This window comes from Thalassobius sp. Cn5-15 (genome assembly GCF_022347685.1).
Lineage (GTDB): Bacteria > Pseudomonadota > Alphaproteobacteria > Rhodobacterales > Rhodobacteraceae > Thalassobius.
Map to the genome: position 1 here is coordinate 365554 of NZ_JAKRGF010000001.1, position 14938 is coordinate 380491.

A 14938-nucleotide genomic window follows, 5' to 3' on the forward strand; every position below is an offset into this window, starting at 1 on the left:
AAAGTGTGCTATCATAGGTCTATTATTTGTAGACAATTTTTCCATGGTTCCCGATCCGACGCAGCTAAAGGCGAGGAGGTCGCTATGCCAGGTCGAAGATCTCAAAGGGCCGAAACCCTGACCCGTCGCAGTCTGTTGCGGGGCTGCGCTGCTGGCGCTGCGACGTTGTCGTTCGGGCTGCCCAGCGCAGGGCAGGCGGAGGCGGTGCGTTACCGTATTGATCAGATTGCCGAAGGGTTTGATGTACCGTGGTCGCTGGCCTTTCTGCCGGATGGCGCCATGCTGGTCACAGAGCGCGATGGTCGGCTGCTGCGGATTTCCCCTGAGGGCGACGTGACTGCGATCAGCGGTTTGCCGGCGGTGGCAGCGATCGGACAGGGTGGGTTGCTGGATGTGGTCGTCGCGCCGGATTATGCGCAATCAAACCTGATTTACCTCAGCTATAGCCGCCATATGGCAGGTGGGGCCGGTGTTGCGATCAGTCGCGCCACACTGCGGCCCAAGGCGACAAAACTGCAAGGCTTGCAGCAGATTTTCAGCGATTTTCGCGGCAGCGATACCGGTCGCCATTTTGGCGGACGTTTGGTTTTGCAGGGTCGGGATTACCTTTTCCTGACCATCGGCGATATGGGTGTGCGTGATGTGGCACAGGATGTTGGATCGCTCTGGGGCAAAGTGCTGCGTTTGACACAAGAGGGCCGGGTGCCGGATGGCAATCCGTTCAACATGCGTCGTAAGGGACGGCAAGAAATCTGGAGCCTTGGCCATCGCAACCCGCAAGGGGCGGCGCTGGACGACAGCGGTCAGCTGTGGACGTCGGAACATGGCGCCCGTGGCGGTGATGAGGTCAACCGGATTGAGGCCGGTGCGAATTACGGCTGGCCGGTGATTTCCTATGGTCGTCATTACAGTGGCCGCAAGATCGGCGAGGGCACTGCAAAGCGTGGCATGCAGCAGCCACAATATTACTGGGATCCCTCCATAGCGCCCTCTGGTTTGGCGATCAATCGCGGGGAGATGTTCCCCGAATGGCGCGGAGATTTGTTTGTCGGATCATTGAAGCTGGATCATATCGCCCGCCTCAGTGGTCGCGGTCGTGGACAGGTGGGCGGCGTGTTTGGGGGGGCGTTTGGCAGCGCGGATGCAGGATTTTCCGAGGCACGCATCCAGACACCGGAAACCAACCGTGTGCGCGATGTGCGCGTCGGCCCTGATGGGGCGTTGTGGTTTCTGAGCGAGGGGAACGGCGCGCTCTATCGTTTGTCGCGCCGCTGATCTGTTTTCTTAGCCAATAGCGTGTGATCAGATCACTCTGGCGTACGAACGGTCTGGCTGCCGCGTTCGCGGTAGGGGGTGGTGTTGTAATGTGACCGGTAGCATTTGGAGAAATGAGAAGGCGAAGCAAAGCCGCAGGCCAGCGCCACGTTGATCACACTCATATCCGTCTGCATCAACAGATTGCGCGCCTTTTGCAGGCGCAGTTCCATATAATATCGCTTCGGGCTGCGATTCAGGTAGCGGCGGAACAGGCGTTCCAGCTGACGCGTGGACATGCCAACCTCTTTGGCCAGCAGGGAGGGGCTGATCGGCTCTTCCATGTTGGCTTCCATCATCTGGATGACCTGTGACAGTTTCGGATGGCGTACGCCGATCCGCGTCGGCACTGACAGGCGCAGCGGGTCCTGATCAGTGCGGATTGACGAATATATCAACTGGTCGGCTACCGCGTTCGCCAGCTCTTCACCGTGGTCAGAAGCGATCAGTGACAGCATCAGGTCAAGCGAAGCCGTGCCGCCCGCCGCTGTCATCCGGTTGCCGGAAATCACGAAAACCGATTTGGTCAGCTCAACATCGACAAACTCCTCCTCGAAGCTGTCCTGATGTTCCCAGTGAATTGTCGCCCGCTTGCCATCCAACAAGCCAGCATGCGCGAGGCTGTAGGCGCCGGTGCAGAGGCTGCCGACCACAATGCCCTTGCGCGCCTCGCGGCGCAGCCATGAAACCAACCGCTTGGAGGTGTTCTGGCGCACATTCACGCCGCCACACAGCAGCAGCCGGTCATCCCGCCCCAATTCACCCAAGTCGTTGTCCAGATTGAACGCCACGCCAGCCGAAGAGGTAACGCTTTCTCCGCCTTCGCCCTGCAATTCCCAGGAATACAGCTCCTTGCCGGCCGTATAGTTGGCGATCCGCAAGCAATCCAAGGCCGAGGCAAAGGGCAGCAGCGTAAACTGTTCCAGCAGCACAAAGACAACCTTGATCGGGGTGTCACCTTCGCTGCGGCCGGCACGGGCGGGGCGGGTTGTTTCCATTTAGACGTCCTTGGAATGGGTGATCTGGTGTGCGATGCTTATATGTGGCGCCCGATCGAAGAAACGACGCCACGTAACAGCATAGCTTAGACAGACCCTTGATGTCACACAATAGTACAGATGAACGATGATGTTCAGGACTGTATTTTTCGCCTCTTAACCGTGATTTGCGCGCGTTTCCAGCAGAGATTTCATATAAATTTCATATCTGTTTTGGGCGCTGTTTTTCATGGCCTCCATCGTCGATTGCAGCTATAGAACCGCAACGCCTAAATACCCGACCGGAGGATCGCATGAACGACTGGCAAAAATCCAACTGGCGCGGCAAACCGCGTATTCAGATGCCTGATTACACGGATCAAGCCGCTTTGAATGCCGTTGAAGGGCAGTTGTCGAACTATCCGCCGCTGGTTTTTGCCGGTGAGGCCCGCAAACTGAAGTCACAGCTGGCCGCCGCGTCACGCGGCGAAGCATTTCTGCTACAGGGTGGCGATTGCGCCGAGAGCTTTGAACAGTTTTCCGCCAACGGGATTCGCGACACTTTCAAAGTAATGCTGCAGATGGCGATGGTGCTGACCTATGGCGCCAAGGTGCCGGTGGTAAAGGTTGGGCGCATGGCCGGTCAGTTCGCCAAGCCGCGTTCGGCCCCGACAGAAACCATCGATGGCGTGGAACTGCCCAGCTACCGTGGTGACATCATCAACGAGCTGGACTTCACCTCCGAGGCCCGTATTCCTGATCCTAAGAAAATGCTGCAGGCCTACACACAGGCCGCTGCAACGCTGAACCTGTTGCGCGCGTTTTCAACCGGCGGCTATGCGGATGTGCATCAGGTGCACAAATGGACGCTGGGTTTCACTGAGGGCGAAAACGCCGCCAAATATCGCGATATGGCCAACCGCATCAGCGACACGCTGGACTTTATGCGGGCTGCAGGTGTTGACAGCGATATGGCGCACACGCTGCAAACCGTGGATTTCTACACCAGCCATGAATCGCTGCTGCTGGAGTATGAAGAGGCGCTGACGCGTGAAGACTCGACTTCTGGCAAGTGGCTGGCGGGGTCTGGCCATATGATCTGGATCGGCGACCGTACTCGTCAGCCCGACGGCGCGCACGTTGAATTTGCCCGTGGTGTACTGAACCCGATCGGTCTGAAATGTGGCCCGACCACCACAGCCGAGGATCTGAAGGTTCTGATGGCCAAGCTGAACCCTGAAAACGAGGCAGGTCGCCTGACCCTGATCGCCCGTTTCGGTGCCGGTCAGGTCGCTGATCACTTGCCGCGCCTGATCAAAGCGGTTGAGGAAGAGGGTGCCAACGTGCTTTGGACCTGTGACGCGATGCACGGCAACACCATCAAATCCGCCACAGGTTATAAAACCCGCCCATTCCAATCGGTTCTGACGGAGGTGCAGGAATTCTTCCAGATCCATCGCGCCGAAGGAACCGTGCCGGGTGGTGTGCATTTCGAGATGACCGGGCAGGATGTCACCGAATGCACCGGCGGCGTGCGTGCTGTGACCGAAGAGGATCTGTCAGCCCGCTACCACACAGCATGTGACCCGCGCCTGAACGCCAGCCAATCGCTGGAACTGGCTTTCCTCGTGGCCGAAGAACTGTCCACGCTGCGTCAGGAAAAGCAGGCAAAGGCCAGCTAAGCGCGCAACGGTGATTTGCAAAAATGATCCAAAGCGCCCCGGTCTCTCCGGGGCGTTTTTCATTTTTGAGCGCGCTAGGTTTTCGGTTTTGTCTCGCTCACCAGTCGCAGATGGCTGGGGCGTTTAGATGCGTCGCGCGTGGTGGCATGACCGAAGGGCAGGGGGCCTTCGGCGAAACCTTCAGGCGTTGGGTCGGCAGACGTGGCAGTATTTGTCTTATAAGGTGCGGGCAATGGCGGCGGCAAAATGCTGGCTGTTTCCAGCATCCGCAGCCGGTGCGACACCAGTTGCAACGAACGCGGTGCAGCCCCCACAGAACCGCGGTAACTGATCCCGCCCAGAAGGCGCGTTGTGTAGCCCTGATCATCCAGCAACGGCCAGAGCGCCAGCCGTCCCTCCAGCGCAGGCTTGCCGGGGCCACGGGTGGCGCTGACCTCCGCCTGTAAAAGCGCGGGTTGGGTGCAGACCGCCTCGCATAAGGTGTTGAGTTCGCCTTGGTGGCGATTGGAAAACAGAGCGGTGGGGGGCATTCCGCGCACCTCCATTCCCATCAGATCGTTCAGCGCATGTCCTGCCAAACGCAGGCGGAACATGCCCTCCTCTAGCCGTTCAAGGATAAAACTGTTTGCCAGCGCGCCGACAATACCGCGTGGGTCAATATCGGCACGCGCAGGCAAGCCTGCGGTGCCCCGATCGGCCCGTCGTTTGGCGTGCCAATAGGCGTCCAGCTCCGCCAGTTCGGGGAAGTGTCCTGAGTTCAAAAAAGGTGTCATCTCTAGCACGTTCCCCCGATCTGTCGCTGCGCCCTGCGCTGCTGCTTTGCTCATGTTAAACATTCTGCGACCCTAATCCGTTACGCCCATTATATGTCCCCCAGTCTGCGCAGCGGATCAGGTGTCAGCCTCATCGCTGATGGTGGTTAAAGAATCCTTAACGCAGCAAAGGTTACTGATGAGTTAACCTGTCACAGTTTTCTGCAAATTTGCGCTAAATCCGGTGGGCTGGTTAATCGCGGCCATAATGGCGCGCCACAGTGGTACAGATAAATACTGCCTGCTGCCGCAATCCTCTTGCCCGACCTCGCGCAACAGGGCCATAACGGGCGCGAAACAGAAGGAGATCGCAAGTGCTGCAGTCGATGACGGGATTTGCCTCAGGCAAGGGCGCTCTGGCGCCGCACAGCTGGACGTGGGAACTGCGGTCAGTAAACGCCAAAGGTCTGGATCTGCGCCTGCGGGTGCCTGACTGGATCGAGGGATTGGAGACCGCTCTGCGCGGCCAGCTTGGGACTGCCTTGGGCCGTGGCAATGTCACGCTGTCGCTGCGAATCCAACGTGAGGAAACCGGCAGCGTGCAAGTGCTGAACGCGTCCGTTCTGGACAGCACGCTGATCGCGTTATCCCAGATCACCGCTCGCGCCGCCGCACAGGGTGTGGAACTCGCCCCAATGACGGCTGCTGATTTGATGGCCCAACGTGGCGTAATGGAACAGGCCAGTAGCGAGGATGAGACAAAGGCGCTCTCTGCCGCGTTGCTGGCAGAATTTCCGGCGATCCTGCAGGCTTTCACGGACATGCGCGCCACCGAAGGCAGGGCGCTGCATCAGGTGCTGACCCGCGCGGTGGATGAGATTGAGACGCTGACCGATCAGGCAGAGGCTGCGATTGGCGACCGCAAGGTTGCGATGGAGGATGTGCTGCGCAGCGCCCTGACCCGCGTAATGCAAAATGTGGACACGATGGATGAAGACCGTCTGGCGCAGGAGATGGCGCTGATCGCGGTGAAATCCGACGTGACCGAAGAATTGGATCGTCTGCGCGCGCACATCGCAGCGGCGCGTGATCTGTTAAATGTAACAAAACCCGTTGGCCGCAAGCTGGACTTCCTCATGCAGGAGTTCAACCGCGAAGCCAACACGCTGTGTTCTAAATCCCAGAACACTGCGCTGACACGCATTGGTCTGGACCTGAAAACGGTGATCGATCAGATGCGTGAACAAGTCCAAAATGTGGAGTAACCCAAAATGACTGCCCCCGAGGCCACCCAAAACCGCCGCGGCCTGCTGATTATCCTGTCTTCACCCTCTGGTGCAGGCAAATCCACCCTGACGCGTCACCTGCGCGAGTGGGATCCGACGATCCGTTTCTCGGTATCCGCCACCACCCGTCAGCCGCGTCCGGGCGAAGAGGACGGGGTGCATTACCACTTCCTGACCGAAGATCACTTCAAGCGTGATGTGGCGGACGGCGAAATGCTGGAACATGCCCATGTTTTCGGTAATTTCTACGGCTCCCCCAAGGGGCCGGTGCAGGCCGCGATTGAAGCGGGCGAAGATGTGCTGTTTGACATCGACTGGCAGGGCGCACAGCAAATTTGCCAGTCCTCGCTGGCGCCGCACACGCTGTCGATCTTTATCCTGCCGCCGTCGATCAAGGAACTGCACCGTCGTCTGGTCAATCGAGGTCAGGACAGCGAAGAGGTGATCGCCAAGCGGATGCAGAAAAGCTGGGACGAGATCAGTCATTGGGGCAGTTATGATTATGTGCTGGTCAATGATGATCTGGAAAAGACTGCAGAGGATCTGAAAACCATCGTCGCCGCCACCCGCCTGCGCCGGTTGCAGCAACCTGCGTTGATGGAACATGTGCGCAGTCTTCAGGCCGAATTTGAGGATTTGCAATGACACTCTACGCTCTTGATGGCCTTGCGCCGCGTCTGGCTGAGGATGGCGATGTCTGGATTGCGCCGGATGCCAATGTGATTGGCAATGTAGTGGTCGAAAGCGGTGCATCGGTCTGGTTCGGCTGCACTATTCGTGGTGACAATGAGGAAATCCGCATTGGTCAGGGCAGCAACGTGCAGGAAAACACGGTGATGCACACCGATCCCGGTTGTCCGCTGACCATCGGGCAGAACTGTACCATCGGGCACAAGGCGATGCTGCATGGCTGCGTCATTGGCGATAACTCCCTGATCGGAATGGGGGCGACGGTGCTGAATGGCGCCAAAATCGGTAAAAACTGCCTGATCGGTGCGGGTGCGCTGATCACCGAAGGCAAAGAGATCCCCGATGGCTCGCTGGTTATGGGCGCGCCGGGCAAGGTGGTGCGCCAGTTGGACGAAGCCGCCATTGCGGGCCTCACGCGGTCTGCGCTGCACTATCAGAACAACATGCGCCGGTTCCGCGCAGGTCTGAAACCCATCTGAACCTTCTCTGCCCCTCATAAAGGCCTATTTCTCATGCGACCATCGGATCAAATCACTGCAGCGCATTCCCTTCTTGCGGCGTTACCGCAACCGGCGCTGCTGATCGTCGGCACTGACCGGATCCTTAGTGCCAATGACAAGGTTGAGGCGCTGCTGGGAGAGGGGTTGTCTGGGCGGCACCTTATCACGGTGATCCGGCAGCCGTCCGTTTTGGAAGCCATTGAACGCTGCGAGCAGACCCGTGCCAAGCAACAGGCGCGCTATCTGGGCCAGGACGTGCGCAATGAACTGACTTACCGAGTCACCTGCGGTTATGTGGACATGCGGGAAATCCGTGGGGTTCTGGTCAGTTTCGAGGATATTAGCCAAGCAGAGGCGATGGGCCAGATGCGCCGTGATTTCGTCGCCAACGTCAGCCATGAACTGCGCACGCCGCTGACCGCGCTGATGGGGTTTATCGAAACCCTGCAAGGGCCGGCAGCTGCGGATGCGGGCGCGCGGGACCGCTTCTTGTCAATCATGTCGAATGAGGCCAGCCGAATGAACCGTCTGGTCAGTGATCTGTTATCGCTGAGCCAAGTGGTGGCAGAGGCGCGACTGCGGCCGTCGCAACAGCTGGACCTGAACATGCTGCTGGTTGAAACGCTGAACGGACTGGGGCCAGTTCTGGAGGAGGCGAATGTTACAATTGACCGACAGCTGCCAGATGGCCCCGTGATCGTTCCCGGCGATCATGATCAGCTGCGGCAGGTGTTCACCAACCTGCTGGAGAACGCCATTAAATATGGCGGCCGCGACAACACTGTCACCCTGCGCCTTTCACAGAACCCGCGCGACCCGGTTCTGCGGGGGGCAGGCGTGCGGGTGGATGTGATTGATCGTGGTCCGGGCATTGAGGCGGTGCATCTGCCGCGTCTCACCGAACGGTTTTACCGCATCGACAGCCACCGCTCCCGTGAAATGGGGGGCACCGGTCTGGGGCTGGCGATTGTGAAACACATCGTTAATCGCCATCGCGGTCGTTTAAAAATTCAAAGTGTGGAGGGGCAGGGCAGCACCTTCTCCGTATTGCTGCCGCTGGATCTATGATCCGGCAATAGTACGTCAGGCCGTCGGATGGCATAATTCCCCCGTTTCAGCACGGCAATCACGTCATCGTCACAGTTTCGAGATTCGAATTTCAGTGTCATTGTTACAAACCCCCTACGAAAGGGTGTGTGTCCTGCGCTTTTCACGGCAGTGTGTCACAACAACTAACCTGATTTGTCTATTTATTTCAGTTTGCGTCCATCTCGACGCGCAAATAATGCATAATGCTAATAAAAATTTATGCAATAAAAACAATATTTTGGTTATTTTATTTGGCTTTGTATGACAGTGGCCCCGGAAAAGGGCGACCTCTGTCATACAGCTGTTACACAAGCGTCACAAAAGCATCGCGCAAGACGCTTAGATGCGTTTCAGAGGTCGTCGTGGGGACGACCCAGAGACTGAAATCAGGAGAGTTTTTCATGTCGTTCGTGAAACTGACCGCCTCGACCCTGGCCATCGCGGCCGTATCCGCAACCGCCGCTGCCGCCCGTGATCAGGTACAGGTAGCCGGTTCGTCCACCGTTCTGCCCTATGCGTCGATCGTAGCAGAAGCCTTTGGCGAAAACTTCGACTTCCCGACCCCGGTTGTTGAATCGGGCGGATCCTCCGCTGGCCTGAAGCGTTTCTGCGAAGGCGTTGGCGAAAACACCGTCGACGTTGCAAACGCATCGCGCAAAATCAAAGACAAAGAAGTTAAAGCCTGTGCCGAAAACGGTGTCACCGACATCATCGAAGTGCGCATCGGCTACGACGGCATCGTATTTGCTTCTGACATTCAGGGTGAAACCTTTGAATTCACCCCGACCGATTGGTTCCTGGCCCTGTCCGATAAGGTTCTGGTTGATGGCGCACTGGTTGCCAACCCGAACAAAACCTGGGCCGACGTAAACGCCAGCTACCCTGCACAGAATCTGGCCGCGTACATCCCCGGCACCAAGCACGGCACCCGTGAAGTGTTCGAAGACAAAGTCATTCTGGCTGGCTGTGAAGCCACTGGCGCCTTCGATGCCTTCCTCGCTGGTGCTGAAGGCGACACCGACAAGGCCAAGCACAAAGCCGCTGAGAAAGCCTGTATCGCTCTGCGTACCGACGGCGTATCGGTCGACATCGACGGTGACTACACCGAAACCCTGGCCTCCATCGAAAGCAACAAAGACGGCATCGGCGTCTTCGGTCTGTCCTTCTACGAGAACAACACCGACAAGCTGAAAGTTGCCACCATGTCGGGTATCGTTCCTTCGACTGAATCGATCGCAACTGGCGAATACCCGGTATCGCGCCCGCTGTTCTTCTACGTGAAGAAAGCCCACATCGGTGTCATCCCCGGCCTGAAAGAATACGCAGAATTCTTCATCGCTGATGAGATCGCAGGCTCCGACGGCCCGCTGGCAGAATACGGTCTGGTTGCCGACCCCGAGCTGGCCGACACGCAAGGCGCGGTCGCTGACGAAAAAACTCTGGGCATGTAATCACAGCCCCCAGATCGGTTCCAAGGGATCGATAAGAAAACGGGGGCTGCGTTTCGACGCAGCCCCCAAGATGTTTCAACCTCTACAATCGGAGAGATCATGCCTGTTTCGTGGCTTGTCTTACTGCTGATCGGACTATCGGTGATCGGCTACATCCTCGGGCGCCAGCGGGCGCTTGCTTCGGCGGGCGGCGATAGCCGGGCGCTGCATTCTCTTCCGAATTTCTATGGCATGAATGTCGCGATGAGCGCTCTGGTGCCTGCAGCGCTGATCTTTGGCGTCTGGATGCTGGTACAGCCCAGTCTGATCAATGGTTCGGTATCGGGCAGCATCCCTGCCAGCGCAATCACCGAAGGATCCAGCCTGGATCTGGTGATGAGCGACGTGAAGCGTGTCGCGGAGGGTATTGATTTTGCAGTCACTTCCGGCGCTATGAGTGCCGCAGATGCAAAATCGCTGGACGCTGCAACCACCGACGTGCGTACGGTGCTGGCCGAGGTTGGTGTCGCCCTTGGCAGCGACGTTCGTCCTGAAATTTTGCAGGCTGCGCAGGACTACCGCGCCATGACCGCAACCGGCACAACAGGGATGACGATCATCGTCCTGCTGGCCGCAGTGGCGGGTTTTGCCATCTCTTACAGCAAGACAAATCTACATTACCGCGCCCGCAACGTCGTAGAGCGCGGCATTCTGGCGCTGCTGATTGGGGCCGCATCACTGGCGATCCTGACCACTGTGGGCATCGTGTTTTCGATGCTGTTTGAAACGGTAAACTTCTTCGGCCTGCACGACTGGAAAGATTTCTTCTTTGGCACCGTCTGGGCGCCGAACTTCCGCGGTGACTCGGAGTTGGCAATTCTGCCTCTTTTGTGGGGCACGCTGTATATCTCGGTCGTAGCGCTGCTGGTTGCGGTGCCGATCGGGTTGTTTGCTGCGATCTACCTGTCAGAATATGCGTCAAAGCCCGTGCGTGGCTTTGCCAAACCGCTCTTGGAAATCCTCGCCGGTATTCCGACCATCGTCTACGGTCTGTTTGCGCTGGTGACCTTTGGTCCCTTCCTCCTCAGCATGTTTGGCGAAGGTGGCAGCTTTGGGGTGAACTGGATGTCTGACGCGCGTTCGGTTGCGACCGCTGGTATCGTTATGGGGATCATGTTGATCCCATTCGTCAGCTCGCTCAGCGATGACATCATCAATGCCGTGCCGCAGGCGATGCGCGACGGATCCTATGGTCTGGGTGCAACGAAATCGGAAACCATCCGTCAGGTGGTTCTGCCCGCCGCACTGCCTGGCATCGTTGGCGCAATCCTGCTGGCGGCCAGCCGTGCAATTGGCGAAACCATGATCGTGGTACTGGGGGCAGGGGCCATCGCGCGCCTTGCCGTTAACCCGCTGGAGGCACTGACCACCATCACCACCCGTATCGTCAGCCAGCTGACCGGCGACGGCGATTTTGCATCGCCCGAAACGCTGGTGGCCTTTGCCCTTGGCCTGACGCTTTTTGTTTTGACCCTGGGTCTTAATGTCCTCGCGCTCTACATTGTGCGCAAATACCGGGAACAGTACGAATGACCGACATTTCGCAAACCCCGTCTACGCCACCGAAAACCTCGATCCATAAAACGGATGCGCGAACCAAGAGACGCAACGCCGCCGAACGCCGGTTCAAGGCCTACGGTATCGCGGCAATCACCGCCGGTCTGCTGGTTCTGGTCGTGCTGGTTGGCACCATCCTGAACAACGGTCTGGGGGCGTTTCAACAGACCTTCGTGTCGCTGAACGTCGAGTTGAGCGAGGCCAAGCTGGACAAAAAAGGCAACCGTAATCTTGAGGACGTCAAGAAGGTCTCTACGTTCGGCTATGCGCCGTTGTTGAAGACTGCCTTTGAGACCAAGATCGAAGAACTGGGTCTGGAAACAGAGCTGAAGTCCAAAGACATGGCCGCGATCCTGTCGAAATCTGCGGCCGCTGAGTTGCGCGATTTCGTACTGGACGACGTGAGCCGTATTGGCACCACGGTAGAGTTTACCTTTCTGGCCAACAGCCGCGTTGACGGCTACCTGAAAGGCCGCGTCACCCGCGAAAGCATCGCGAATGACAAAAAGATTTCTGCCGCGCAGCTGGATTTTGTCGATCAGATGGTTGCCGCTGGCGTGGTCGAGAAACGCTTTAACGCCGATTTCATCTTTGGCGCGGATGCCTCGGACCAACGGCCAGAGGCCGCAGGCATCGGCGTGTCGATGATGGGCAGCTTCTTTATGATGCTGGTGGTTCTGGCGCTGGCGCTGCCCATCGGTGTTGCCGCCTCTATCTACCTAGAAGAATTTGCACCGAAAAACTGGATCACGGACCTGATCGAGGTAAACATTTCGAACCTCGCCGCAGTGCCGTCTATCGTGTTTGGTATTCTGGGTCTGGCCGTGTTCATCAACTACATGCACCTGCCACAATCAGCACCGCTGGTCGGTGGTCTGGTGCTGACGCTGATGACCCTGCCAACGATCATCATTTCCACCCGCGCCTCGCTGAAGGCTGTGCCGCCGTCGATCCGTGACGCCGCACTGGGTCTGGGCGCGTCGAAAATGCAATCGGTATTCCACCACGTTCTGCCGCTGGCCGCACCGGGGATCCTGACCGGCACCATCATTGGTCTGGCACAGGCCTTGGGCGAAACTGCGCCTCTGCTGTTGATCGGGATGATCGGTTTTATTGCCTCGAATGCGCCCGACAGCATCAGCGCTGGCTTGCTGTCGCCGAACTCTGCCATGCCGGCCCAGATCTACGAATGGGCCAAACGCGCCGAACCGGCGTTCTATGAACGCGCCTGGGGCGGCATCATCATCCTATTGATTTTCCTTGTGACCATGAACACGATTGCGGTGATCCTGCGCCGTCGGTTCGAACGTCGCTGGTAATACGTGCGAGAAAGGGATCTTCGCCATGTATGACTCACCTGCTCTGGAGGCCGCATTGGACCAGAAAGAAAACAAAATCGCCGCCAAAGACGTACAGGTCTTTTACGGGGATACCCACGCGATCAAGGATGTCTCTGTCGACATTCCGGAAAAAACGGTCACCGCCTTCATCGGCCCGTCTGGCTGTGGCAAGTCGACCTTCCTGCGTTGCCTGAACCGGATGAACGACACCATTGATATCTGCCGCGTGAAGGGCGACATCCTGCTGGATGGCGAAGACATCTACGACAAGCGCGTCGATCCGGTGCAACTGCGCGCCAAGGTGGGTATGGTGTTCCAGAAACCGAACCCGTTCCCCAAGTCGATTTACGACAACATTGCCTATGGCCCCCGTATCCACGGCCTGGCTAAAACCAAGGCGGATCTGGATGAAATCGTAGAGAAATCCCTACGTCGCGGGGCGATCTGGGATGAGGTAAAGGATCGTCTGCATGCGCCGGGCACCGGTCTTTCTGGTGGTCAGCAGCAGCGTCTGTGCATCGCCCGTGCTGTCGCCACCCAGCCTGAGGTTCTGTTGATGGACGAACCATGTTCCGCGCTGGACCCGATCGCAACCGCACAGGTCGAAGAGTTGATCGACGAGCTGCGCCACAAATTTGCGGTGGTGATCGTCACCCACTCCATGCAGCAGGCGGCGCGCGTCAGTCAGAAAACCGCCTTCTTCCACCTCGGAAATCTGGTTGAATTTGGCGACACAGGTCAGATTTTCACCAATCCGGTGGATCCGCGCACGGAAAGCTACATCACCGGCCGTATCGGTTAAGGACTAGTATCATGAACAGCGAAAACATTATGGACGAAAGCCACATCGTCTCCGCCTTTGACCGCGATCTGGAAACCATTCAGGCGCAGATCATGAAGATGGGCGGTCTGGTCGAAGAGGCGATCCTGAAAGCTGCACAAAGCTTGAACGACCGCGACGAAGAGGCGGCTGAAAAGGTGCGCAACGGCGACAGGGCCATTGATGCACTGGAAAATCAAATCAACGAGGCAGCCGCGCAGGTGATCGCGCTGCGCTCGCCCGCCGCGTCTGACCTGCGGGTCGTTTTGTCGGTGATGAAAATCTCCGGCAACCTTGAACGTATCGGGGACTACGCGAAAAACATGGCCAAACGGACCGGCGTTCTGGTGCAGATGGCCCCGATTAACGACAGCCACGCAGCGATCCGCCGCATGGCGCGTGAGGTCCAGCTGATGCTGAAGGACGCGCTGGACGCCTATATCCAACGTGACGCTGATCTGGCCCGGGATGTGATTCAGCGCGACGAAGAAGTGGATCAGATGTACAACGCGTTGTTCCGCGAATTCCTGACCTTCATGATGGAGGATCCGCGCAATATCACCGCCTGTATGCACCTGCATTTCATCGCCAAAAACACCGAACGCATGGGCGACCATGTGACCGCGATTGCTGAACAGGTGGTCTATCTGGTTGAAGGCACGCTGCCCGAGGATGGCCGCCCGAAGGGCGATAAAACCTCGCTTGATGCGGAATTGGGTGAGGTCTAAGCCATGACTGCCAGTCAACCAACCGTTCTGGTGGTCGAGGATGAACCGGCACAGCGTGAGGTGCTGGCCTACAACCTTGAAGCTGAAGGTTTCCGTGTGGTGAAGGCCGAAAACGGCGAGGAGGCATTGATGTCGGTGGCCGAGGAGAGCCCTGACATCATCGTTCTGGACTGGATGATGCCCTCTGTGTCTGGGATTGAGGTCTGTCGCCAGCTGAAAACCCGCAATGAAACGCGCAACATTCCGATCATCATGCTGTCTGCCCGCTCTGAGGAAGTGGACAAGGTGCGTGGTCTGGAAACTGGCGCCGACGACTATGTGGTCAAACCCTATTCGCTGGTCGAACTGATGGCGCGTGTGCGTGCGCAGCTGCGCCGTACGCGTCCGGCCACTGTGGGCGAACGTCTGGAATATGATGACATCATTCTGGATGCCGAGACCCACCGCGTGACCCGCGCTGGCAACGCGCTAAAGCTTGGCCCGACCGAGTTTCGCCTGTTGTCCACCTTCATGGAAAAACCGGGCCGCGTCTGGAGTCGTGAACAGTTGTTGGACCGGGTCTGGGGCCGCGATATCTACGTCGATACCCGCACCGTGGATGTCCACATCGGCCGGTTGCGCAAGGCGCTGACCAAGACAGGCGGCAACGATCCGCTGCGCACAGTGCGTGGCGCAGGCTACGCACTCGGCTAGAGGTAAGGGCAGGGGACTTA

At 58.0% G+C, this 14938-nt stretch carries 14 protein-coding genes; 12 read left to right on the plus strand and 2 right to left on the minus strand.

From position 1 onward, the window contains the following. The first annotated feature begins 84 nt into the window (after positions 1-84). A complete protein-coding gene (locus MHM86_RS01760; protein WP_239195130.1) occupies positions 85-1275 on the plus strand; it encodes a PQQ-dependent sugar dehydrogenase in 1191 nt (396 codons plus the stop codon). Between the two features lie 32 nt (positions 1276-1307). Here the strand turns inward: MHM86_RS01760 and MHM86_RS01765 are convergent, their stop codons facing one another. Further along, positions 1308-2312 (minus strand): GlxA family transcriptional regulator, encoded by a 1005-nt coding sequence (locus tag MHM86_RS01765; protein WP_239195131.1) that lies wholly within the window; start codon positions 2310-2312, stop codon positions 1308-1310. Between the two features lie 293 nt (positions 2313-2605). On the opposite strand from MHM86_RS01765, the gene MHM86_RS01770 reads away from it, so the two are divergent. Beyond that, a complete protein-coding gene (locus MHM86_RS01770) occupies positions 2606-3973 on the plus strand; it encodes a class II 3-deoxy-7-phosphoheptulonate synthase (protein WP_239195132.1) in 1368 nt (455 codons plus the stop codon). Between the two features lie 74 nt (positions 3974-4047). Here MHM86_RS01770 and MHM86_RS01775 read toward each other — a convergent pair whose 3' ends face one another. Continuing rightward, a complete protein-coding gene (locus MHM86_RS01775; protein WP_239195133.1) occupies positions 4048-4800 on the minus strand; it encodes a PAS domain-containing protein in 753 nt (250 codons plus the stop codon). Positions 4801-5099: 299 nt separating this feature from the next. Here MHM86_RS01775 and MHM86_RS01780 point away from each other — a divergent pair, with 299 nt between their 5' ends. The 10 genes from MHM86_RS01780 to phoB all read left to right on the plus strand — a co-directional run bounded on the left by MHM86_RS01780 (position 5100) and on the right by phoB (position 14918). Continuing rightward, positions 5100-5990: a YicC/YloC family endoribonuclease gene (locus MHM86_RS01780; RefSeq protein WP_239195134.1), complete on the plus strand. Its 891-nt coding sequence runs from the start codon at positions 5100-5102 to the stop codon at positions 5988-5990. 6 nt (positions 5991-5996) lie between these two features. After that, positions 5997-6656: a guanylate kinase gene (gene gmk / locus MHM86_RS01785; RefSeq protein ID WP_239195135.1), complete on the plus strand. Its 660-nt coding sequence runs from the start codon at positions 5997-5999 to the stop codon at positions 6654-6656. Continuing rightward, entirely contained in the window at positions 6653-7180 is a 528-nt protein-coding gene (locus MHM86_RS01790; protein ID WP_239195137.1) for a gamma carbonic anhydrase family protein, read from the plus strand. Before gmk ends, MHM86_RS01790 begins: the two co-directional genes overlap by 4 nt. Positions 7181-7213: 33 nt before the next feature. Beyond that, on the plus strand, positions 7214-8269 hold the full coding sequence (locus tag MHM86_RS01795; RefSeq protein WP_239195139.1) for a cell wall metabolism sensor histidine kinase WalK: 1056 nt from the start codon (positions 7214-7216) through the stop codon (positions 8267-8269). A 422-nt stretch (positions 8270-8691) separates the two neighbouring features. Further along, positions 8692-9741 carry a substrate-binding domain-containing protein gene (locus tag MHM86_RS01800; RefSeq protein WP_239195142.1) on the plus strand — a complete coding sequence of 350 codons (1050 nt, stop codon included), beginning with the start codon at positions 8692-8694 and terminating at the stop codon, positions 9739-9741. Between the two features lie 99 nt (positions 9742-9840). Then, complete coding sequence (gene pstC, locus MHM86_RS01805) at positions 9841-11313, plus strand: phosphate ABC transporter permease subunit PstC (RefSeq protein WP_239195144.1); 1473 nt, start codon at positions 9841-9843, stop codon at positions 11311-11313. Next, on the plus strand, positions 11310-12656 hold the full coding sequence (gene pstA / locus MHM86_RS01810; RefSeq protein WP_239195146.1) for a phosphate ABC transporter permease PstA: 1347 nt from the start codon (positions 11310-11312) through the stop codon (positions 12654-12656). The genes pstC and pstA overlap by 4 nt, the downstream gene beginning before the upstream one ends. 25 nt (positions 12657-12681) lie before the next feature. Continuing rightward, on the plus strand, positions 12682-13479 hold the full coding sequence (pstB, locus tag MHM86_RS01815) for a phosphate ABC transporter ATP-binding protein PstB (RefSeq protein WP_239195147.1): 798 nt from the start codon (positions 12682-12684) through the stop codon (positions 13477-13479). Positions 13480-13508: 29 nt separating this feature from the next. Then, positions 13509-14225 (plus strand): phosphate signaling complex protein PhoU, encoded by a 717-nt coding sequence (gene phoU / locus MHM86_RS01820; RefSeq protein WP_239196872.1) that lies wholly within the window; start codon positions 13509-13511, stop codon positions 14223-14225. Positions 14226-14228: 3 nt separating this feature from the next. Continuing rightward, positions 14229-14918 (plus strand): phosphate regulon transcriptional regulator PhoB, encoded by a 690-nt coding sequence (gene phoB / locus MHM86_RS01825; protein WP_239195148.1) that lies wholly within the window; start codon positions 14229-14231, stop codon positions 14916-14918. Positions 14919-14938 lie beyond the last annotated feature (20 nt).